Here is a 21574-nt window from a genome sequence, read left to right as displayed (position 1 = left end):
TAATTTAGCCCTGAACTCGATACTGACTGGTATTACTCAGCGCTAATGGGTTATCAATACTTTGGTGATGCATGGCTGAACAAACCTTAGCTCGAACACTATCTGTTTTTTTCGTGGTCTTTATCTGCAGCATGCTTTTGGCGAGTTTGCCTTGGCAGCTTAATATGCTTGTGACCAGTTTTCTGTTAGCGCTGCTCAGTACTTTGCTGATGTTCCTAGTGGGACGCTGGCTCGATATAAGAGTTGAACAGAGAGTGAGCAGAGAGACTCAAACAGCCGAGTCTAGCCATATTAATCAGGCGACTAAGCAGATCAGTCTTCACACGAGTAAGATTGCCATTGGCGCAGCCGAGGTCTCCCACTTTATCGATACTCTTAATCTCTCCATTGAAAAAAACGGTGAGAGTGCCAGCCAGATCTCTGTTGCGGCAGAGGAGCTTAGTGTCACCACTGGCCAGTTGAGTGATAACGCAGCCCATATTCTCCTTCAGGCTCAAGATGCTGAACGCTTTAGTGTTGAGGGGCGTGCTCAAGCTGAAGTGGGTGTTGATACCATAGAGTCACTGAGTGTAGACATTAATACAGCCGCTCAGCAGGTTCATGCGTTAAAGGAGAAAGCTCAGAGCATTCAAAATATTACAGAGTTAATTAACTCTGTTGCTGAGCAGACAAACTTGCTGGCTCTAAATGCCGCTATTGAAGCGGCGCGAGCCGGTGATCAGGGACGCGGTTTTGCAGTGGTAGCCGACGAGGTACGAAACTTAGCAGGCAAGACTGCCCAAGCCACCGGCGACATCGCTAAGATGCTTTTGGAGGTTAGCTCAGAGGCTGATAGGACATCAGGTTTAATGGAGCAGGTGGTGTGCAAAACCTCAGGTACGGTTGAGGTGATGGCTAAGCTTGATGTGAGTTTCAATCAGATCTCTTTGTCGATAGCTCAATCTGCGGAGTCTTTGAGTCAGATGGAGGAAGCATTGAAAGAGTCAACCAGCACCACCCATGAGATCTCCGGCTCTGTTGCTCAGATCCATGACTCATTAGAGAGTACCGCAGAGCAAAGTAGTCGTGTGTCTGAACAAGCCTTCGGACTATCTAAAACCACCGAAGGAATATTTACTGAACTGGCAGATTTCGACACACAAACTTTAGATCAAAGGGTGCTTAAACAAGCCCGAGAGGGGGCGAAACAGTGTGGAGCTTTATTGGAGGCGGGTTTAGTGAGTGGCAAGTTTAGAGAGCATGACCTCTTCTCTCCACAATATCGGCCTATTTCCAATACTGATCCCGTTAAATATAGCACCGAATTTGATAGTTACACAGATAGCTGTTTTCCCGCGGTTCAGGAGCCGATACTGGGGAGTCACAGGGAGATAGTGTATGCAGGTTGTGTGGATATGAAGGGCTACTTTCCAACCCATAACCTCTGTTTCAGTAAAAAACTCACAGGCAAAGCCGAGATAGATATACTCAGTAACCGCACGAAGCGGCTTTTTGACGATCCTACTGGCATTCGCTGCGGCCAACATACTCAAGCTGTGTTGTTACAAACCTATAAGCGTGACACTGGTGAGGTGATGCACGATCTCTCTGTGCCTATCTTTGTAAAAGGTAAACACTGGGGCGGATTTAGAGTCGGCTTTAAGGCGACTTAAAGTGACTTATGAAAAACGTTAACCTTGTGCCCCATAAACGTGTTGCGTTCACGCTCCGTCATACCGACTTTTCTGGCAAGTGCTTCAGAGCCTCTGTTGCCCAGAAGAATGAGTGCAATCACATGGTCTATATCAAAACTAGGGATCTTGGTTAAGGCGGCTTGAGCGGCTTCAAACCCTATTCCTGTGCCCCAGTAATCAGGCAGATAACGATAACCTAGCTCGACCTCGTTATACTCTTGAACAAAGGTAGGCCCGCAAAAGCCAATAACCTTGTTATCAGCTTTATGCTCAACCGCCCATCGTCCAAAGCCAAACTTCTCGTAACCTGGGAACACCAGCTCATTTAATATCTGCTCGGCTTGAGTAACCGACGACATTGGCTCTCCTGGGATATAGGTTAATATCTCAGGTATGCTATTTAAAAGAAAAACTGCCTGCTTATCCTCCGCAGTGAAGCGGCGCAGTATGAGTCGTTCAGTTTCAGCAATAATCAAACCTTGTCCTCCCTACTATTGAGTTTATCTATTTTAAGGCGAGCAGCTAATCTAGCATATTAAATTAGGTTAATTAAGGGGATGATTGTTCAGTATATTAATTATACTGATTAGTATTGGTTAACTTAATTGAAACAATGTGCTCTGATAGGCAAATTTAATAAAAATCAATAAATAATATTCAATATATCGTCTGTGCATCATTTTAAAATTTACACTTTGGCTAGTCTGAACTCACTACTTTTCTTACTTGGTATTATCTTTAAATAGAGGTAATGCAGTAACAGTAATGGAATACGTTATGAAAGACTCACGCTTAAATACACGCTTATTGCTTGCTACAGACAGTTTAGATTGGGTGATGAACCGCACAATAAAGCAGTCGCTTTCTTTGAAAAATGCGACGCCGTTGAGTGTGGAGAGCGATGAAAACGCTATCCCATCTAAGCCGATAGAGACCTTGTATATACATATCCCTTTTTGCCATACCCTATGTCGTTTTTGCTCTTTCCATAAGGTTAAATTCAGTGAGCCATTAGCCAGAGAGTATTTTGTCGCGCTTAGGCAGGAGATCCGTGAGGTGATCGCCAAGGGTTACCGTTTTAATCGCGTCTATATTGGTGGTGGCACCACCACAATACTGGAAGATGAGCTGATTAAGACCATAGAGATGATCAAGGGGCTGACTCCCATCCGTGAAGTCTCCTGTGAAAGCGATCCTATCTACTTTAAGGAGGGAAACCCTCAACTTCTTAATGGCTTGGTCGATCGTATGTCCATTGGAGTGCAGAGCTTCGATGATAAGATTTTAAAAGCAAGTGGACGTTTTGAGAAGTTTGGTTCGGGTCTGGAACAGGCTGACTATGTTGCTCGGGCGATTGCGCTTATCCCCACGGTAAATCTGGATATGATGTATGGGTTTAAAACACAGACCCCTGAGTCTGTGCACTGGGATTTAAAGCAAACGTTAAGATTGAAACCAGATCAAATTACCACCTATCCACTGACCATAGGGATAGGTAAAAACCGTAAGAAAGCAGGCTCCCTTGCTGGAGACCCACACGCTTTATGGCCACAATTTTTGGCTGTGAAAAAGGCGTTAAGTGGGCGCTATTTGATGGAGTTTCCCTGGACCTTTAGTCGTAACTTCGGCCAAGCTGTTGAAAATAAATACGTACTCGATGGTGAAGATTGTTTTGGTGTTGGTTCGGGAGCTTTTGGCCGATTTGGTGAGCAATTTAGGATCTCAAGCTTCGATATTCAAGATTATATTCAGCTGATAAAACAGCAGCAAAGTGGTACTTGCTACACTAAGCAGATAGAGAGTAGTGCGCTACTGCAGCACCATTTGATGATTATGATGGGTCATGGCCGCCTCGATAACTCGGTTTTTTACCAGCATACAGGCAAAACCTTATGGCAAGCTTTTCCCTTAGAGATGAGTTACTTGATTGGTGCTGGAGCGATCAAAAAAGATGGTAGTCAGTATGTGACCACAGAGCAGGGGCAGTTTATCGGCCTTAAGATGTTTACGGGCTTCCTCTCTGGGATGGATTACTTGAGAGAGCAGGCAAGAGACCTTCCCTTAATGCATCAAGAGTTGAGTGCCGAGATAGTATAACTCTCTGCTTAAAGACTAAATGGGGCCATATTTTTTAGAAATATATTTATACCGAACAGTGTTAGCTCGTACTATTTATTGATTTTAAATAATAGTTATCAAGTTAATAATTTAAATGTTTCTTATTGTAACAAAGCTTGGTTATTATGCCGCCAGCACTTCTATACATTCATTTATATGGATGAGAAGTGCGGGGTCAGTTCATTTATGTGCTGAATAAGATAATAAAAAACAAAAAGTGATGTTTATGATGGAAATATCAAAATTATCTGTGGTCGCGCTACTTTCTACATTGGCATTTAATGCCAATGCAAATCTATTAATCAGTGAAGCCTTATATGATGCACCGAATAATGACAGCGTTGAAGAGTACGTTGAGTTGTTTAATGCAGGCTGTAGTAGCCTTGATCTGAGCCAGTATCAATTGAGTGATAATGGCAGCAGCTATCAGCTGCAGGGCACTATAGCTTCGGGTGAGTATTTCACCGTTGCAGCCAATTCTGCAGGGTTTAATAGCCTGTTTAACCAGACTCCAGATCTATCGCCAATGTCTTTAGCCCTGGGAAATTCGGGTGACTTTGTACGATTGAAAAAAGGGGCTGAGGAGGTTGACCTTGTTGCTTGGGAAGGCGGAGTCACGGGATGGTCTCTCAATGTTCGCAATGTGTCTTTGCACAGAACGACTGTGATTAACACTAAATCTGCCGCGGATTGGGCGGCCAGTGATAATGCTGGCAACCCTGGCACGGGGAGCTTAATTGCTGACTGTGATGGTGGAGGCGATGGCGGTGGTAGTGATAATCAACTGGGTAATGGTCAAGCCAAGACTGGCTTAAGTGCGGCTCAAGGTGGGACGCTTAAATTTGTTGCCGATCTTCCCGCTGGTGCCTCAGGAGTCAGTGTGACCATGAGTGGTGGCACGGGGGATGCCGATCTCTACCTTCGTCAAGGCAGTGAGCCAACATTAAGTGTGTATGATTGCGCGCCATATCTGTCAGGTAATAATGAGCAGTGCAGTGTGACTAACCCAGTTACTGGACGCTACTATATTAATCTTCAAGCTTATAGCGCCTTTAGTGGTGTCACTCTCGTTTTGAACTACACCGCAGGAACGGGTGGAGGAGACGGTTCTGGTGGTGACAATGGTGACTATGTTTATACAACCTATTATGCCGATGCCATTGGCAAAACAGGTAGCGCATTAAAAGCCAGCCTTAATGGCAAAATTAAGGGGCACACACGTTTTAGTTACAGCCAAGTATGGGATGGATTGGGTTATGCCGATGAAGATCCTGCCAACAGCGATAATGTAATTTTGCTCTACACTGGTCGTTCTGAGCCAAAAACTAATCGTGCAGGCATGAGTAACTCACTCGATGCATGGAATCGTGAGCATGTTTGGGCAAAAAGCCATGGCTTTCCTAGCAGTGGCCAGCACGGCTATACCGATATGCATCACCTACGTCCGTCTGATGTCACTGTTAACAGTAGCCGAGGCAATAAAGATTTTGCCATGGGAGGCAGCGAGATATCAGAAGCGCCAGGTAATCGAACTGATTCTGATAGCTTCGAGCCCAAAGATGAAGTGAAGGGCGATGTCGCACGTATGATCTTCTATATGGATGTGCGTTATGAGGGCAGTGATAGCAGTGGTACACCAGACTTAAGCATTGTAAGCGGAACAACCACAACTGGGCAGGCGCTGCTTGGGGATCTGTGTACCTTGCTTAGCTGGCACCAACAAGACCCTGTCAGTGATTGGGAGCGTCGCCGTAATAACCGTATTTTTGAGTGGCAAAATAACCGTAATCCCTTTATCGATAACAGCAGTTGGGTCGGGGATATTTACGCGACCTCCTGTCCTTAAACAGTAAAGGTGACACGAGGGGATGCCAGTTTTAATGCTAATACACGCAGCATTATACTGTTAGGTATTAGTGGCTGTATTTATTGTTTAGCAGCCAAGCTAGCATCCCTTAGTTTGTCACTTTGACCCCAATACTGAGCAAAATCGTCCAATGTCATGCCTGATTTATTGGTGAGCTCAGCGTTACACTCTTGGCTGTAGAGCTGCTTGATAATTGAAAACTCTGCTTTTATCACTGCGCCCATGATTGCGGTATTTCCCCGTTTATCCTGCAGGCAGGCATTGGCGCCATGGTCAAGCAGAGCTTGGGTGGCGAGTTCCTGCCCGTTATAAGCTGACACCATCAGGGCGGTGTAGCTCTGATTGTTACGCTGGTCGATGGGAAAACCCGCTTCGATAAAATGAGTTAAAACCTCCACATCGCCAGTTCTAGCGGCGGCAAAGAAGTAATCCATTAAGAGTTGTGCGTCCCTGTTTTCATCTTTTTGTGAGCTTAAATGATTCTGGGCTAAGTTGTGTTTTTTATCAAGTTCTAAAGGACTCGCCAAGGAGTAGGAGACATACAAAAGGGAGACAAGAACACTCACACCTAAGTTTACACTGAGCAGTATAAAGATAGATTTTAATGAGAGAGAGCTGGACATAAATTTAACCTCAATAAGGGGAGTCACCACGACTGGGTTGTATTGGCTTTTATACTGATTGGTATCTGTTTGGGTTGCCCGCAAGACGCACTCTAAACAGGGCAGAAAAGAGCAAAATTACGTCTTGCGGGGCTTACTCGGTACTCGATATTAGTACTCGTTAACGCTTGCCCTTTAGCGTTAGTTGGTTAACGCCAATGCGCTTAACTCTTGGCTCTTCTTTTCACTTCTTTGAGGTCGCCATTGACGGCTTTAGTTAAACGTTGACCGAACTCTTTATCTGCTTGGTAGAAGTAGCTCAGCATCTGATGTTTAACATTACTGTCCTCTACCTTACCTAAGTCGCCAGATAGGTTCGTGATAAGGTCGCTCTTATCTTGCTTGCTTAGGCTACGGTACAAAACGCCAGCTTGAGTGAAGTTGTCCTGCTTTTTGATAACAGCCTGCTGCACAGTACCTGAAAGCTTTGTGTTTACGGCGCGGTAGCGAGAGTCATCAGTCAGTGCCAGTTTAGTGCTAGGCTGATAGTTCACATCTGAGCTGGTGTGGCCGTAATTACCCGCACCCTCTTGGTTGTGATTTGCCACCGTGACTTTAGCTTGGTTGATCGGCAGGTGAGACAGATTTGCCCCTAAACGATAAAGCTGAGTGTCGGCATAGGAGAAGATACGTCCTTGGAGCAACTTATCTTCTGAAGGCTCGATACCCGGAATTAAGTTAGATGGTGCAAACGCTGCTTGCTCAGTCTCTTGGAAGAAGTTACCTGGAACACGGTTTAGGGTCATAGTACCCACGGTCGTCTCTGGTACATCTTGCCACATCTTGGTTGCATCAAGCGGGTTGTAGTCGAACTTGTTCAGATCGCTTGGGCTCAAGACTTTGACCTTAAGATCCCATTTCGGGTAGTTACCCTTGTTAATCTCACTGTAAAGATCATCGGTCAGGTGATTAAAGTTTTGACCCTGAATTTTAGTGACTTCGTTAGGTCTTAACCCCTCAACACCTTGCTGGCTTTTCCAGTGAAACTTAACGTATTTCACTTGGTTTTCATCGTTAATAAACTTGTATGCATGTACACCAAAGCCATCCATCTTACGGTAGCTCGACGGAGTGCCTAAGTTAGTGTAAACCCAGGTCAGCATATTGGTTGCTGTACCTTCGTGGCTGAAGAAATCGAAGAAACGGTTTGGATCCTGAAGATTGGTCACAGGCGATGGTTTAAGTGAGTGCACCATATCTGGGAACTTGATCGCATCGCGGATAAAGAATACTGGTAGGTTGTTACCCACTAGATCCCAATTACCTTGATCTGAATAGAAACGAGTTGCGAATCCACGAGGGTCGCGCAGGGTTTCTGGTGAACCTTTAGAGTGAATAACCGTTGAGAAACGAACAAAAACAGGGGTGACCTTGCCCTTTTCGGCAAATGGCGCTGCTTGAGTCAGACCACTTAGATCAGTGCTGGCCACAAACTCACCATGGACACCGGTTCCTCTGGCGTGAACCACACGCTCAGGAATACGTTCACGAGCAAAACGTTGTAGTTTTTGGATTAACTGGACATCTTGTAGCAGTACGCTGCCATTACTGCCTGCGGTGATTGAATTTTGGTTGTCACCCACTGGGGCGCCATTGTCACGGGTTAATGTTTCAGCTTGGACACTGAATGCCAGGCTCATCGATAATACTAAACAGCTCTTTTTTGTTATATCCATTGGATTCTCTTAATTTACTACACACGCTCTTTCTGCCTGCAAACAGTGTAGAACGGAAATGGAGATTAAAAGAAACGATCTTTATCGATTGAATGAATCATAAAAATCTATTAAGCCTATATTTTGTGTGGCTTTTTTAAGCGGCGGCAGTTTTTTTGACTGGGCTTTCGACCAAGCTCTAGATCTTGAAATCTACTTTGTTAATGGCGTAAAGTGTGGTCGCTAACCTATTAAATCGAGCAAAACGTTTATAAATGGCGGTAATTGATGGTGTCTATAACCCAAGAGGAGATGACTTTTCTATCTCATTTTCTAGCTCAATTAGGGTTAGACTGTAAGACCATAGAGGCAAGCTACTCACACATTAAACCTCTCTCTTTGAGTGGCGCTGATGTTTTACTGGAGCAAAATAGTCAGCAGGAGTACGGCTACTTTATTCTGTCTGGAATATTACGGGCGTGTCATTATGGCGAGCAGGGCAGTGAACGTTGTAAGGAGTTTTATTTTCCCGGTGAGCTCTGTTTTCTCTACACAAGTTGGTTAACACGAGCACCCTCTCAATATCAGATTGAAGCGTTAGGTAAGGCGCGAGTGGTGCAAATTCCCCTAAGTTTACTGTCACTGCCACAATGGATCCCAGCTCAGCTCAATTTGTTGAAACAACAGTTACTGTTTAAAGAGCAAAAAGAGGCGTTTTTACTACTGAAAACACCTGAGCAGAGGTACCTTCATCTGCTGGAAGCTTGGCCTTTATGGGTTGAAAAACTCAATAACATTCAACTTGCCAGCTATATTGGTATTAGCCCTGTGAGTCTTTCAAGATTGAAAGCGAGACTCTCACTTTAGTTTTCCCCTCTTAACTTAAGTTAATTCCTTCAATCTCACTTGTGGGCATAATTCTGGTTCTGTTTTATTGCTGTTAAAAAGGAGATTTGAGTGTCACTATTTATCTGGTCTCAGGTATTAATCGTCATCGCTATCGTTTTTGATATTGCATCATTTCAGTTTAAACAAAGGCAGAAGATTGTTGCCTGTTTATCAGTATCGGGACTTTTAATCAGCGCGCACTTTATCTTGCTCGAGCAGTGGACGGCAGCGGGCTTGATGATGCTGGCCAGTATTCGCTACTTCTCCAGTATCTTTAGTACCTCTAAACGTCTTATGTCGATGTTTCTGTTTTATGCTCTGATGGTAACTGCAGCTACCTTCTCTGGTTTGTTGAGCCTGCTCAGTTTCAGTGGCACCGTTTTTCAGACCACTGCGGCATTTTGCCAAAGTGATCAACGATTGCGACAACTGATGATAGTAGGGACATCACTTTGGTTGCTTCACAACTACCTCGCCGGTTCGCCTACCGCTGTGCTGATGGAGCTTATATTTATCGCTAGTAATATACTTGGGTATTATCGCTATTATGGGCTTCGTTTGGTTAAGATAACTGTTACAGAGTAAGCAGTAATTATTTACAATTTTGATTTAGCAGTGATAAGTTAGCAAAATGACAAGGTAGGCTGGAATGTTATTGTGCGACTATCGAATAAACAGTTTACTGCCATTATCAACTGTTGAGTGTTTATGTATATTTCAAAGTTAAATAACCGAGAAGGGTTATGGCTAGCTGGAGGGGCTTCTTTAGGTTTAGTTTCAAATTTAGAGGAAGCTTTAGGGGTTATACTTCCTGAAACTTACAAAGAGTTCCTCCTTGAGTTAGGTTCGCTTTCTATTGGAGATATATCTATTTCAGGTATTACTTGCGAAAACTTGGATGATGGAGGTGGCTCAGTGCTTTCAGATACTTTGTATTTTCAAAGGGACTATGATCTTCCTGAAAACCTAATTGTAATTCAGCCTGATGAGGATGCACCGTATTGTCTAGATACAACTGACAAAAATTCAGTTGGTGAAATGTCTGTAGTGTGTTTTGAAATTCAAAGTGGTGAGCAAAATCAAATAGCTGATAACTTCCAAGATTGGTTCTTTAGGTATTTTCTTACAAATATAAACAGATAATATGGGCTTGCAGTTAACATCTGATACTGAGCATTTTTATGTTTGCTGCCTTGTTTAAACTTTAACAAAAAATGCTACCTATTCGGCATAGCAGAAGTGAGTGTTAGTTATAAAAAATGAAAAAATGTTAAGTCTGGTATTAGTTATAGTGTACGGCCTTTTGGTATGTTTAGGAGCTGTAGCAGGCACCTGTACACAAGGTGATGATGCGCGGTTTTATGCATCCCTCCTATATGGTACTCCATTATTTTTATTGCTGATTTTAAGAGTAGCCTTTGATAAAAATAGGATTCTATTTAAGAGGATTAATGTTGTCGCTGCGCTCTTGTTAATGACTTCTGTGAGTTATTTTTGGATGCCACTTATGATCGATACAACAATTAAAGGGCACCACCTTTGTGGTGGAGATTTTGATTCTTATATAAATGGTTCCTATGCTTTGGAAAGATTCATTCCTGTGCTGCATATTTTTTCGAGCTTGTTTGTTTTGATATTTACGGTATCAAAACTGATGGCGGCTAAAAGGAGTAAGCTAGCAAACTGTTAGTTTTCAGTGTGAATTACCTAACAAGGGCAATGGTGAAACTTATTAAGTTTGTTGCAGTAAAACCTTGCTAGCGAGAGATCACAATTTGACCGTTAACCAGGGAGAAGTAAGGGTTATAGCTGACTATGCTCTCGTTATCATTGAAACCAAGTTTTAGTGGTGAGTAGCCATTATTATCGGTGAAGCGGAACAGGCGCCCACCGAGATAGCTTTGCAATGACTGATTTTCCCAATTAATAGGTAGGGCAGAAGCGCCATTAGCAAACTCTTTTTTAAAATCGAACGAATCCCAAAACTCCTTAGCGCTATAACCTTGTACACTACCCTGTTCATCCATTGCAATGTAGGCAGCTTTTGCTAATTCATCAAGATTCTTGTTAGCAAAAAGGTGCTGTAACTCTTGGTATTTACTTTTAAGTTTTTGAATGTTCTGTTCGCTTTCTTCAAAAGGGGTGGCTTGGGTCCATGTCCATTTTGGTAAACCTGTTGCGATAAAAGTTCGAGATAATTGATGTAAAACTGACATCTTCACCGTTCGTTCTGTGACAGGGCCCATAGCTTTATCTCCTTGATAAAGGGGGCTGTGAACACCTGTTGGTCCTAGCTTTTCATCAGCGGTGGCGACCAAACTCGTTACAAATGACTCTCCTTTGGCGTTATAGACTTGTATGCTTACTTTGCAACTAGCATCTGGCGTAAAACTTAAGTTTTGTGGTGCGGTAAGTGAGGCCACTTCGATTGATATTCTGTTTTCACCATTACTCAGAATGCTGGATATGGGCCCTCCAGTTGCGATACTGCCAGTGAGAGAGCCTAAATTGTCTAAATAATCTATGCCATTGATCTTGATAAAGCAGTAAGCCTGATAAGTATTAAAGGAGACTTGGTAAAAGTTTGTTTGATGGTTAGGTGTCTTCATAGGTTCGCTTAATACTGAGAATAAAGGGGAAAGTAGTCCGATTAATAGGCTTATTTGTAGGGTTTTCATCATCTTTTACTTAATTATTGTTCGTTGGGCTAGCTGATGGTGGTTAAACTGTAAACAGTTGCGGTTGATAATGCCAGTAGGGAGGTGTTTTTTAGTAAGTTCAACTTTTCATACGTCATAATAGACATGTAGTGAAATAGCCCATTTTTATAGTAAGTGACTTAATTAATTGTAGAGCTTTATACTGTGAAATAGCGGTGTGGTACACTGCAGGTGTTGAGATAGGTAAAAAGTTAGGGGGTTGTGCTGCAAGCTATGGGGTAACCTTATCTCTTTTGTGCTGGCTTCTGCAGTTTTTTGGGCTATTAAGTTGTGAATAGTGTAGTGATATTTTGTATATGTATATATTTAAGTAACTAAATCAAAGGGATTTTATTGTGGTTGGTGAGTTGAAATTTAAAATGTTAATGGCAGCGGTTTTATTGCTGTCTGGCTGTAGTGATGAGTTAACCTTGGTGTTCAAGAAAGATGTCGATCTGCAAGAGAAGGCACTGCAAGAGATTAGAGAGTCTCTCGATGGCGTAGCGAGAATTAACCATTATGAATGGCATGCACAGACAAAAGGTTTTCTTCAACAGCCTGCTCTTACCATTAAATTTAAAGCTGTCGATGGAAATGATAACTACAGCGTCGCGCAAGTGTCTGAACTGCTTGTTGGGCAATTCTCTTATTCTGAAAAAGATGTCTCCATTACTCGTACAATTACAGAGGATAGGGAAGAGTTTTTAGAGAAAATGGGCGTTGAAACTGGCCAAAAGTTCACGACAAATCTTTATTGGGGGAGAGCGAAAGCGAATGTTTTCTATACAGAAGAGAGCAGCCGTCTATTCGGTGGCAGGGATAACAGATTTGTAGACCGTAACTTTTTCTGTGCGATAGAAGTACCTATGGAAGATGCATTGCCATCCGTTTCCTTCTCATATGCTTCAGATAACCCTAATCCTATTTTTGCCCAGTTGATGAAAAACATGGTTCTGGAGGCGAAAAACGAAACGACTATTGATGGTTTGCCGGTCAATGAAGGGTGGGAAAACTTGGAGATAGATAATGACAGAAAAGTCGCATTTATTATGTTCGAGTACCTTGGTGAAATGAATAACCAAGTTGAACTAGTACTCCCTGTGTCTACATCCACCCCTAATAATGTCAGTAAACGCGATTGTTTAGATGCGATGAAAGAGAAGTTAGGCTCCACCCTTTATGGTGTTTTAGGGGAAGTATCTGCAATGGATAATGTGTTGACTGTTGGAGAGCCGACTAATTGATAATAAATGGATATTAAACGGCGTGGTATGGTAAAGGGTCGGAGCAAATTAGGGAACTAAGGTACTTTTTCTAATCAATATCAGCTTAATTCGACTCAATGCACTAACGCATTTCTGTTCAAAAATGCGCTATAACCAATAAGTTCAATCGAAGAGGTAAACAATCTCGTGTGAACACGGCTGTGACCTTCGACATCAAGGATGATGTTGCAGAGCGTATAGGGACATATTCACAGCGTGTCATAGGAGTGTTTACACATTAGGCATGCAGCAAGCAATAGATATCAATGAAGTTATGGTTATCTGGTAATAAACAAATACGAATTCAGCCCAATGAAACCAACCTCAAAAAGATATTTGAAACTTGCTATCAGGCAAGTTCCCTAACTGAATGTTGCAATTTATCTTAACCCCGTTAAGATACTATTCAAGGTCGGCAGACCACCTAGGCATCGCCTCTGCTCTTTTTAGTGCAGCGCTAAACCTGCTGAAAATCCCTATATAGATATCAAATTTAAGATATCAGGCTACCTAATTTTTTGTGTGCCTTGTTTGGAATGGCGATCACTGACCCTTTAACACGCTTGTGTTTATCTGCTTGGCACCCATAAAACGGGTAAATCCTATGTCAAAAAATCTGACCCCCTTTAGCAGCGATGATATCTCGGCGTTGGCTAAATCATTGCGCAAACAGTTACAACAACATGAGTCGTTTCCTAGCCATGTGGAGATGTTAAACATCTTAGCTAAGGCCAAAGGTCTGCAAAACTTCCAGCAGTTACGTCAGCAGCATGAAGAGCTGTTACTCTCTTTGCAACCTAAGTTATCAGTTCCTATCCCTAAGAAGTTAAAGCCCTTTATGAGTGCTGATTATGTGATGCAGGGTTGGCCTGCAAAATATGCAATTCAGCAGCTGAGCTTGTGGTTTTTCTGGTGCAGATTTCAGTACCAAAAGAGCTATAGCGAGCAGCAAGTCAATGATATTTTAATCGATTATCTCGAATTTAAGGATTTTGCCTTAATTCGCCGTGAACTTTGTAACCATAAACTACTTAAACGTACCGATGATGGGCGCACTTATTGGCGCGCTTCTGCAACGCCACCAGAAGGTTTTGAGCCTCTGGCTGATGTGTGGTCTAGCCAATTCATCTCTACTCAATTAAAAAGCCAGATCAATTGAGTTGCGTTAGCCAAGGAACATAAAATGAAGTTTCAAGTGATTAATGAAGAGGTTCCTGATTTGGTGAATACAATGGTCGAGGGAGTACGGCAACATCTCCATGATCAGATAGGGGATGAAGCCACTCAACCACTGACTGTTGTCGCTCATGATGATAATGGCGAGTTAATCGGCGGCGTATCAGGGCGTAGCATTTACGGTAATTTTTTAATTGAGGTGGTGTGGGTTGATAAGAGGTATCGAGGTACAGGGCTGGGCCGAAAGCTGATGGAGTCTGCTGAAGTCCAAGCCATTGGGCGAGGGTGTAAGGTGTCCCAAGTGGATACTCTGTCAACTCAAGCGCCACTCTTTTATCAGAAACTAGGTTTTAAGATCGTTGGAGAGATCCCTGAGTTCCCTGGCAGCCCTGGGCGCTATTTTCTGATGAAAATTTTAAGCAAGTAATCTAGTACTAGTGGCCAGCTAAAAACTAAGTAGAAACTCAACCTCTGTCTATATTGTACATAGACAGAGGCTGGGTGATTAATAGGCTCTGTTAGTCCTTTAATGCATTAGCTCTTTCTTTGTACTCTTGACTGTCTAGAGTGAGTTAACCCTAATGCGACAATGAGTGCACACAGCAGTGAATACCAAGATAAAGCTCCACCACCTGAAGAGCTATCTTCCTCGGGGGCTGGCGTACTCGGTGGTGTTGGGTTTGAGGTTTGAGCAAATTGAGCAGTAAGAGAGATATCGCTTCCTTGTTTTACTATGCAGTCTTTGTAGCTGTTAGTTGCAAAGTAATAAAACCTTTGATTATTAAACTCACCTGTTGCGACATCTTGATAGCCATCACTGTTTAAGTCTGCAATCACTGTCGCGGTAACCCCTTCACTTGGTTTTGTTATAGCTTGCATATCTGTAAAGGTATTATCCCCCTTGTTATAGTAGAGCCCAAGCACTGAAGGGCGGTAGTAGGCTGCCAATATGTCAACTGTACCGTTGTTATCAATATCACCAAAAGCTGCGCCATAACTTGCGGGGCGGGTATCGACTACGGTTCTAGTCGTGGAGGATTCATCTGTTTTATACAGAACGGTTTCTCCTGTGACAATCTCAGCTGCGATAACTAAGAACTCATTTGAATCGACACTTTTGCTGACATCTAAGGTGATAGCAGCATTCTCTGAGAGTGTTTTTTCAAGTACAAACTCCCCATCTTGGAGTGTAAATAACGAGGTTTTAGGGGATTTAATACTTGTCACTAATTGAAATAGATCGCCTGAGATATCGGCTGAAAATGATGAAACAATTAAATCTGCTTGTTGGTCATTATTGAGGTCAGTGATAGCAATTGCGTAGGGCTTCGTACCTTCTAGTAAGAGGTCACGGTTAAAGCTGAAATCACCATTGCCATCATTGCTATACAGTTTAAGCTTAGATTGACCGTATACTGAAACAATCAGATCATCGTCACCATCACTGTCCCAATCATAAAAATCCAGTGAGGATGGGTAACTTAAGCCTTCTTCGACAGTTTTTTTTGTAAATGCTCCTGAACCATCGTTTATTAATGTAATGACTGTTCCGTCAAATAGACTAATGGCGGCGAGATCCTCTGCGCCATCACCATTGATATCAGCGCTCCTTAATGTTTTAGCGCCTCCTGATACGGCACTTAGCCTAGATGATTGCTCGTTAATAAATACCTCATTACCTGAATCACACTGCTGACCAGTCCATCCAGTGAACTGCCAGTTTTCAGTAGGGCTGGCGATTAATGTATTCTTTGCCAGATCGTTTTCAATAACACAGCTCTCGTTACAGGTAATACTGGCTTCTGCGGCACTTACACTTCCTTCTCCCTCAATATTTAGGGTAATAATGTCAGCTTTAGCTTGAGGCCCAAACAGGGTAGCTAAAGTGACAATTGAGGAGGTAAGTAGTATTTTATCGATTCCCATAAAAATTCCATTTGTAAGGTGTTGTGTGTAGAGAGTTTTGTAAGTTAAATCCAGTTAACGTACAATGATTTAACAATTATGGGGAGATAATGGTTTAATTTGTCTAATAAAAACATGGTATTAAATAAGGCTTGGCTTGCGTTATGACATTTCAATTTGCAAACTGTTTAGTATTTCCTGCGCACAATAAGCTTGAAATAGATGGGCAATCGATAAAAATAGAGCCCAAGATTATGCAAGTTTTATGTTTTTTGCTGCGACATCAAGGTCAAGTTGTGAGTCGCGAATTTATTGCCCAATCTCTGTGGCCTGATACTGTGGTTGGGCTCGATGTGATTACTCGAGCTATCTTTGAGTTACGAAAAATTCTTAATGATTCGGCTCAGTCTCCTCAATTCATTGAAACCATTGCCCGCAAAGGGTATTGCTTCATCTATCCTCTTGAGCAAAAGTCAGTTGCTGAAGGAAGTGTTGATTGCTTGGCTGAGAGCTATGAATCTAAATCGTTTTTTAAATGGCCTCTGTTTGTGACACTCTCAGTTGCGGTAATCTTGATTGTAGTTGTAGTGGGCTTTTTCCTAACAAGGTATGACTCTGATAGACAGGTTCATCAGTTTCGGTCAACGTTGTTAACTCACTCAGATAGCCAAGTTGAAATGCCTGCTTTAAGTCCTTCCCAAAAGAGTGTTTTGTTTATTCAGTCCTTTCCTGAAAATAGGTTTAATCAGATTTTTTTGATGGATCTGCAGACTAATAAAAAAGTTGCGTTAACTGAGCAAGATGCTATTTACCGTTTTCCGCTATGGGGGGCAAGTGGTAAGTATATTTACTATATAAAGTGTATCAAGCGAGATTGTCAGCTTATTCAGGACAATATAGAGAGTAGGGAAAAACAGGTTTTGTTTTCTAGAGGTGAGGAGATCACTTCATTTGATATCTCCCCCTTGGAGCAAGAGGCTGTTTTAGATGTCATTGAGGGAGAAAATCAGAGGTTAGCTTTACTTTATTTCGATAAACCAGAGCCTTTATATATGGAGTTATCTGATGGCATGCACAGAATGCCAAAATACAGTTTAGATGGCCGCAGTGTTTTTTTTGTTACTTCGACATCAAATAGTTACACGGTTTTGAACCAGTACCATTTGGCAGATGGAGTGGCAGAGCAACTCAATAGTGATTTCCACTCGATACTGAGTGTTGAACCTATGAGTGATAATCAGCTTTGGATCTCAGGTAAACTAGATGGGAGGTTTGCGATATGGTCAATGTCTCTCGGTAGTAAGGAGTTAGAAAAGGTTATCGATAACCACTCCAGTGAGTATCAATCTCAACTTTCATCTGCAAATAACGGTACATTTAATTTAGTCTATAAGAACTGGCATCGTAATATTAATGTAGAGCAGTATGGATTGACTGATTATCCGCAAATGTTAAATAGTGATGCTATTGATATTAATGCTATTTACTCCCCAGAGACAAAGACATTTTTTTCAGTATCAAATCGCTCCGGTTCATTTGAAATTTGGCTGCATAAAGCCAATGAATCTCAGCATAAAGCCAATGAATCTCAGCAGATGACAAGGTTAAAGGCCAATAGCTTAGGTCAGCCATTATTGTCGCAAGATAGCAAACAGTTAGCGTTTTTAAATAAGAAAAGTGCTTTTAGTGAATTAACTATCTTGGATATCGAGTCTCAGCAACTTCTTATGAGCTATCAAGTACCAGTGAACACTCATCTGCTCGAATGGTCTAATCGTTCTGAGACCCTCTATGTCAGTGTGTTAGAACAAAAACAGTACACGCTTGCAATGATCGATTTATCCAATGGGAAATTAACAAAACTTGCTGTCAATGCTGGTGGATTTGTCAAAGAGCCCACAGATGGAAATGGACTTATTTACGTTGATATGTCTAATGGACAGTTGATGCGGACAAATTCGTTGTCTGAAACTAAGCGTATTGTCGATCTCTTGTCTTTGAATGTAGCATCAATTCCTCGAGGCCTAATGCTTACAGAACAGTGGCTTTATTATGTTGTTTTGGTTGATGAAGGACCAAGAGTTATGCGATATGAGTTGAGCTCTTCTGAAGTATCTTTATATGCTCAATTGCCTAAAGGCAGTGTGGTCACTCAAATTGGTGGTAAAGATAAGCCCTTTGTTATTTTTGATCGTCGTATAGAGGATGAATCTAAAATCATTTTGTTAGAGAGTGAGTATGATTAGATCTGCAAGGTTCAATGATTTAGCTGGTGTGCTTAAACTCTGCAGGTAGCTTAGGCCCTTAGACTCAGATTTAGAGATCCATTTTGCTAAGAGAGGTGGTCGGAGATTATTGACGATCCACTTACCTTTATCATTGTTGCCGATATTGATGGTGAGCTTGCGTCAACCTGTTCATTAAATCTCAATCTAAGCATTGCTAATGGAGCAAGGCCATTTGCAATTATTGAGCGTTTTATCACCTCTGAAAAATTCCGCAGACAGGGATTAAGTAGGCAAGTATTGGAGTTTGCAATATCCATGGCTTGGGAAGAAAACTGCTGTAAAGTGATGTTACTGTCGGGTGAGCACTTAAAAAAGCCCACTTTTTATATGGATCAGTGGGCTTTAAAAGGGCGTCGAGAAAGGCTTAGTTTTAGTAGCTTAGCAATTAAGCCTCCCAGTTAACTAATAGGGACGGTGTTAATCCCTGCTTCTGTTTTGTTTCTGTCCTTTATGTTGTGACCTTTGCTGAGCACTTCGGTGGGCTCTTTGTTGAGTGCTTTTCTGAGCTCGCTGGGTAGATTGCCTAGCCTGCTTAGGTTGTTGAGTCCTCATCCGCTGCGTGCTCTGTCTTTGTTGCTTATCCATACTGCGTTGAGCTTGCTGATTTCTAGGTTGATGAATACTCCTTTGAGTTTGGCTTTTCTTCACCTCTCTTTGTGTGCGCTCCCTTGATTTTAACTGAGACTTTACTCTGTTATGGGTACTGGCGGTGTCGTGCCTCTCTTTTCTGTCGTAATGACTAGGTTTATGGTTTCTAACTGGTTGATGGCTCTTAATTCGTTGAGGACTCTTAACTGGCTGATGGCTCTTAATTGGCCTATGGCTCTTAACCGGCTTATGGCTATTATGTAACTTACTAGTAAATCTCTGTTCTCTGTGTTGCTTAACTTGTTTGTTGTAATGTTTAAGTGTCTTGTCATGACGACTCTTGTGTTTTCTATTGTGTGCCAGTGAGTTGCGCTCAGCATGACGTAGCTGCTTGCTGTGAGCGATACTAGGTCTATGGCTGTTATAGCGCTGTTTCACATGAGTACTGCGATAAGCGACCCCTCGTCTGTGGTGAGGCTTATGGTGCCATTTTTGCGAACCATGACTGGTGACGATACGACCTCTATGTCTGTAATGGCGTGAATGACGGTGATCGATCACTACGACTCTGTGGTTACTCCAATGGAATGCACTGAAAAAGAAATTAAAGCTGATATGCACGCCACTGTTCCAGTAAAAGTGATCATGGGGGCGACCTACATAATAGGGATAAGGAGCCCAATATACTGGTGGATAGTTATACCAGCGCCAATGTCCATAAACGGTACGCGGATCATAATAGGGCACATAAACAATCTCCTTTTGTACAGGCTCAATCACTATCTGTTTATTGACTCGAGTGACCGACATATTCTCCATGTTTGCCAAGCTATTAGCTTCGTCAGCTTGAGCTCTCAATGATTGGATGCTAGCAAGCATCTGGGCTTCATCTTGTAAGAAGGCGTCGCCAAGATCTTGTGTCCAGCTCAAGTCACTACTTAGCTTCTCTAACACATTAGGAAAGGCAAGCAGGGCGGTGACGCTTGGATCCCAATCTTTCTTTTGGGCTTTCTCCATCAACTGTGCTGTGGGCAGAAGTTTATTTTTATTCACTAGCCGATTAGCCTGAACTAGCTCTAATGGGTAGGTTGCTGCAATTAAAATATGGGTCAACAAGCTGTCTGGGTAGAGGGCGATAGGTGCTAACATCTGCTCCAGTTCAGCTTCACTGAACTGAACTTGCTCCTCAACTGCTTGTGCATTGGCTACTGGGATTGAACTGGCAATGAGTAAAATCAGGTAGCTGATAAACGTGGTAAATCTTGAACTCTGTAGTCTTGATTTGAGCGTATTCATAGGCTCTCCAGTTCCATTTGTGACGTTAAAGTCATTATAAAGAGCTGAAGATGAACATAAGCTGAAGGGTAAAATAGGGGAGAAAGTTAGCTTTTTTGGTTAAAGGTTATACAGAACCTAGCTCCCCCTAATGTTTTTGAACGGGAAATAACAAGCTTGCCGTTATAGCTGTCGAGTAGATCTCGAACGATAGCTAAGCCGATCCCGTGTCCCTGTTCGTAGGAGTCTGCGCGAGTTCCTCTTTCAAAGATTTTACTCTGCAGCTCTTCACTCACGCCAGGGCCGTCATCCTCTATGCTGATGCTTAACTCCTGATGTGAGAGGGAGATATCTAACATGACCTGCTCTTTTGCGGCTTTGCAGGCGTTATCTAGCAGGTTGCCTAACACCTCTGTGAGGTCGGCTTCATCGCCTCTGAAGATCGCATCCTTGTCGACATTGCTGTTGAGTTTTAGCTCTGGCTCGCGATAGATCTTACCCAATGTGCGGATGAGTTTATCGCAGATGGGCGCAAGTTTGACGCCTAGATGCCAAGATGAGCCAGCGGCAGATTGAGCGCGTTTGAGCTGGTGCCCTATGATGCGATTAATATTTGAGACCTGCTCGACAGATGTACTGTCCAGCCCTTTTTGACTCTGGATCACCGCTAGAGGAGTTTTCAAACTGTGGGCAAGATCCGATAGGGCGTTGCGATAACGCTTGCGCTGATTTTGTTCGGTAATAAGCAAGGTATTAAGCTGATAGGCCACTGCTTGTAACTCATTAGGGTAATCTGTGCTGAGCTGCATGGTTTTACCATTTTCGACATCTTGCAGCTCCTGCTTAAACTTGGCCAAAGGCTTTAGTGTCCATAGGAGCCAAGCGAGCTGTGCTAGTGCAAGCAGCACCATGAGAAGAAGTAGCCAGCTCCATAGTGTCTGGTTAAATTTATCGATTTGCAGTTGAAAATCGGCTTGATCTTTAATGATATGCAGTGTGATAGGAAAGCTTCCCCCCTCCTGCTCGAAGCTGACACTGAGGCTGTAGATAATATGAGCTTTCCCCGCTAGGGTTATCTGGGCAAATTCACGTTGACCTATCGCCGGTTGAGGAAGGTTTGCTGGCTCATCTATTCCTAAGAAGGAGTCCGAGTGCCAAACTTGTTTCCATTCTTTAGTGACTTTATTGCTGCTAGTTTTATCTCCCTCGGGAGTAGAGATTAAGGCGTAGAGGCCAGACTGAATCACATTAAATTGATTTTCTAATAAAAGCTCTGGCATCTGCAGTTGGTTGTTTTCAACCTCAGTAACCGCTAACACTGAGTAGATATAGGCGCTTAATTCACTCTTGGCTGCTGTTTTGACCTGTTGTTTAAAGGCATCGTTAAGAGTGAAGCCTATTAAGGGCATCAGGATGAGGATCAGCAAGAGGGCACTGACGATAAGCCTAGCCTTCAGAGAGTTAAGGGGGGAAGGTTTGCCCGGAGTCATTGCCGGCAGGCTTTTCATGTTAACT

Annotated in this window: 19 protein-coding genes; 12 read left to right on the top strand and 7 right to left on the bottom strand. The window is 42.7% G+C overall.

Features of this window, described 5'->3' with window-relative positions; genetic code table 11:
- Nucleotides 1-71 precede the first annotated feature (71 nt).
- A complete protein-coding gene (locus SWOO_RS17530; RefSeq protein ID WP_012326002.1) occupies nucleotides 72-1652 on the top strand; it encodes a methyl-accepting chemotaxis protein in 1581 nt (526 codons plus the stop codon).
- Here the strand turns inward: SWOO_RS17530 and SWOO_RS17525 are convergent.
- On the bottom strand, nucleotides 1649-2149 hold the full coding sequence (locus SWOO_RS17525; RefSeq protein WP_012326001.1) for a GNAT family N-acetyltransferase: 501 nt from the start codon (nucleotides 2147-2149) through the stop codon (nucleotides 1649-1651). The two genes, SWOO_RS17530 and SWOO_RS17525, sit on opposite strands and share 4 nt — an antisense overlap.
- 301 nt (nucleotides 2150-2450) lie before the next feature.
- Here SWOO_RS17525 and SWOO_RS17520 point away from each other — a divergent pair, with 301 nt between their 5' ends.
- Complete coding sequence (locus tag SWOO_RS17520) at nucleotides 2451-3770, top strand: coproporphyrinogen III oxidase family protein (protein WP_012326000.1); 1320 nt, start codon at nucleotides 2451-2453, stop codon at nucleotides 3768-3770.
- A 247-nt stretch (nucleotides 3771-4017) separates the two neighbouring features.
- Nucleotides 4018-5637 carry an endonuclease gene (locus tag SWOO_RS17515; RefSeq protein WP_012325999.1) on the top strand — a complete coding sequence of 540 codons (1620 nt, stop codon included), beginning with the start codon at nucleotides 4018-4020 and terminating at the stop codon, nucleotides 5635-5637.
- 80 nt (nucleotides 5638-5717) lie between these two features.
- Here the strand turns inward: SWOO_RS17515 and SWOO_RS17510 are convergent, their stop codons facing one another.
- Both SWOO_RS17510 and SWOO_RS17505 read right to left on the bottom strand, forming a co-directional pair.
- Nucleotides 5718-6281, bottom strand: a complete 564-nt coding sequence (locus SWOO_RS17510) for an ankyrin repeat domain-containing protein (protein ID WP_012325998.1) — start codon at nucleotides 6279-6281, stop codon at nucleotides 5718-5720.
- Nucleotides 6282-6484: 203 nt separating this feature from the next.
- Nucleotides 6485-7996, bottom strand: a complete 1512-nt coding sequence (locus SWOO_RS17505; protein ID WP_012325997.1) for a catalase — start codon at nucleotides 7994-7996, stop codon at nucleotides 6485-6487.
- A 267-nt stretch (nucleotides 7997-8263) separates the two neighbouring features.
- On the opposite strand from SWOO_RS17505, the gene SWOO_RS17500 reads away from it, so the two are divergent.
- The 4 genes from SWOO_RS17500 (at nucleotide 8264) to SWOO_RS17485 (ending at nucleotide 10553) form a co-directional block, all read left to right on the top strand.
- Entirely contained in the window at nucleotides 8264-8842 is a 579-nt protein-coding gene (locus tag SWOO_RS17500; protein WP_012325996.1) for a Crp/Fnr family transcriptional regulator, read from the top strand.
- 90 nt (nucleotides 8843-8932) lie between these two features.
- On the top strand, nucleotides 8933-9448 hold the full coding sequence (locus tag SWOO_RS17495; RefSeq protein WP_012325995.1) for a YgjV family protein: 516 nt from the start codon (nucleotides 8933-8935) through the stop codon (nucleotides 9446-9448).
- A gap of 123 nt (nucleotides 9449-9571) precedes the next feature.
- A complete protein-coding gene (locus tag SWOO_RS17490) occupies nucleotides 9572-10006 on the top strand; it encodes an SMI1/KNR4 family protein (protein WP_012325994.1) in 435 nt (144 codons plus the stop codon).
- Between the two features lie 100 nt (nucleotides 10007-10106).
- Nucleotides 10107-10553 carry a hypothetical protein gene (locus SWOO_RS17485; protein ID WP_012325993.1) on the top strand — a complete coding sequence of 149 codons (447 nt, stop codon included), beginning with the start codon at nucleotides 10107-10109 and terminating at the stop codon, nucleotides 10551-10553.
- A gap of 67 nt (nucleotides 10554-10620) precedes the next feature.
- Here SWOO_RS17485 and SWOO_RS17480 read toward each other — a convergent pair whose 3' ends face one another.
- Entirely contained in the window at nucleotides 10621-11472 is an 852-nt protein-coding gene (locus SWOO_RS17480) for a hypothetical protein (RefSeq protein ID WP_041417750.1), read from the bottom strand.
- A gap of 458 nt (nucleotides 11473-11930) precedes the next feature.
- Between SWOO_RS17480 and SWOO_RS17475 the strand changes: the two genes are divergently transcribed.
- From SWOO_RS17475 to SWOO_RS17465, 3 genes are all read left to right on the top strand, one after another.
- Entirely contained in the window at nucleotides 11931-12806 is an 876-nt protein-coding gene (locus SWOO_RS17475; protein WP_157582185.1) for a hypothetical protein, read from the top strand.
- A 625-nt stretch (nucleotides 12807-13431) separates the two neighbouring features.
- Nucleotides 13432-13986 (top strand): DUF2087 domain-containing protein, encoded by a 555-nt coding sequence (locus SWOO_RS17470; protein ID WP_012325990.1) that lies wholly within the window; start codon nucleotides 13432-13434, stop codon nucleotides 13984-13986.
- A 24-nt stretch (nucleotides 13987-14010) separates the two neighbouring features.
- Nucleotides 14011-14430, top strand: a complete 420-nt coding sequence (locus SWOO_RS17465) for a GNAT family N-acetyltransferase (RefSeq protein WP_012325989.1) — start codon at nucleotides 14011-14013, stop codon at nucleotides 14428-14430.
- A 107-nt stretch (nucleotides 14431-14537) separates the two neighbouring features.
- On the opposite strand, the gene SWOO_RS17460 is transcribed toward SWOO_RS17465, so the two are convergent.
- Nucleotides 14538-15929 carry an FG-GAP repeat domain-containing protein gene (locus SWOO_RS17460; RefSeq protein ID WP_012325988.1) on the bottom strand — a complete coding sequence of 464 codons (1392 nt, stop codon included), beginning with the start codon at nucleotides 15927-15929 and terminating at the stop codon, nucleotides 14538-14540.
- Between the two features lie 143 nt (nucleotides 15930-16072).
- On the opposite strand from SWOO_RS17460, the gene SWOO_RS17455 reads away from it, so the two are divergent.
- Together SWOO_RS17455 and SWOO_RS26040 are read left to right on the top strand one after the other, a co-directional pair.
- On the top strand, nucleotides 16073-18154 hold the full coding sequence (locus SWOO_RS17455) for a winged helix-turn-helix domain-containing protein (protein WP_012325987.1): 2082 nt from the start codon (nucleotides 16073-16075) through the stop codon (nucleotides 18152-18154).
- A 105-nt stretch (nucleotides 18155-18259) separates the two neighbouring features.
- A complete protein-coding gene (locus SWOO_RS26040) occupies nucleotides 18260-18598 on the top strand; it encodes a GNAT family N-acetyltransferase (protein WP_324287027.1) in 339 nt (112 codons plus the stop codon).
- Nucleotides 18599-18613: 15 nt separating this feature from the next.
- On the opposite strand, the gene SWOO_RS17450 is transcribed toward SWOO_RS26040, so the two are convergent.
- Nucleotides 18614-20080: a DUF3300 domain-containing protein gene (locus SWOO_RS17450; protein ID WP_012325986.1), complete on the bottom strand. Its 1467-nt coding sequence runs from the start codon at nucleotides 20078-20080 to the stop codon at nucleotides 18614-18616.
- A gap of 86 nt (nucleotides 20081-20166) precedes the next feature.
- Nucleotides 20167-21567 (bottom strand): ATP-binding protein, encoded by a 1401-nt coding sequence (locus SWOO_RS17445; protein WP_012325985.1) that lies wholly within the window; start codon nucleotides 21565-21567, stop codon nucleotides 20167-20169.
- Nucleotides 21568-21574 lie beyond the last annotated feature (7 nt).

It is taken from the genome of Shewanella woodyi ATCC 51908 (genome assembly GCF_000019525.1).
GTDB classification, from domain to species: Bacteria; Pseudomonadota; Gammaproteobacteria; order Enterobacterales; family Shewanellaceae; genus Shewanella; species Shewanella woodyi.
This window is presented reverse-complemented; position numbering and strand designations above follow the sequence as displayed.

Excerpts from the sequence above, each read along its gene's own strand:
- SWOO_RS17465 (WP_012325989.1), top strand. The coding sequence starts at position 14,011 with ATGAAGTTTCAAGTGATTAATGAAGAGGTTCCTGATTTGGTGAATACA.
- SWOO_RS17450 (WP_012325986.1), bottom strand. The coding sequence starts at position 20,080 with ATGAATACGCTCAAATCAAGACTACAGAGTTCAAGATTTACCACGTTT.
- SWOO_RS17490 (WP_012325994.1), top strand. The coding sequence starts at position 9,572 with ATGTATATTTCAAAGTTAAATAACCGAGAAGGGTTATGGCTAGCTGGA.
- SWOO_RS17515 (WP_012325999.1), top strand. The coding sequence starts at position 4,018 with ATGATGGAAATATCAAAATTATCTGTGGTCGCGCTACTTTCTACATTG.
- SWOO_RS17445 (WP_012325985.1), bottom strand. The coding sequence starts at position 21,567 with ATGAAAAGCCTGCCGGCAATGACTCCGGGCAAACCTTCCCCCCTTAAC.
- SWOO_RS17460 (WP_012325988.1), bottom strand. The coding sequence starts at position 15,929 with ATGGGAATCGATAAAATACTACTTACCTCCTCAATTGTCACTTTAGCT.
- SWOO_RS17520 (WP_012326000.1), top strand. The coding sequence starts at position 2,451 with ATGAAAGACTCACGCTTAAATACACGCTTATTGCTTGCTACAGACAGT.
- SWOO_RS17455 (WP_012325987.1), top strand. The coding sequence starts at position 16,073 with ATGACATTTCAATTTGCAAACTGTTTAGTATTTCCTGCGCACAATAAG.
- SWOO_RS17505 (WP_012325997.1), bottom strand. The coding sequence starts at position 7,996 with ATGGATATAACAAAAAAGAGCTGTTTAGTATTATCGATGAGCCTGGCA.
- SWOO_RS17470 (WP_012325990.1), top strand. The coding sequence starts at position 13,432 with ATGTCAAAAAATCTGACCCCCTTTAGCAGCGATGATATCTCGGCGTTG.
- SWOO_RS17510 (WP_012325998.1), bottom strand. The coding sequence starts at position 6,281 with ATGTCCAGCTCTCTCTCATTAAAATCTATCTTTATACTGCTCAGTGTA.
- SWOO_RS17530 (WP_012326002.1), top strand. The coding sequence starts at position 72 with ATGGCTGAACAAACCTTAGCTCGAACACTATCTGTTTTTTTCGTGGTC.
- SWOO_RS17480 (WP_041417750.1), bottom strand. The coding sequence starts at position 11,472 with ATGAAGACACCTAACCATCAAACAAACTTTTACCAAGTCTCCTTTAAT.
- SWOO_RS17500 (WP_012325996.1), top strand. The coding sequence starts at position 8,264 with ATGGTGTCTATAACCCAAGAGGAGATGACTTTTCTATCTCATTTTCTA.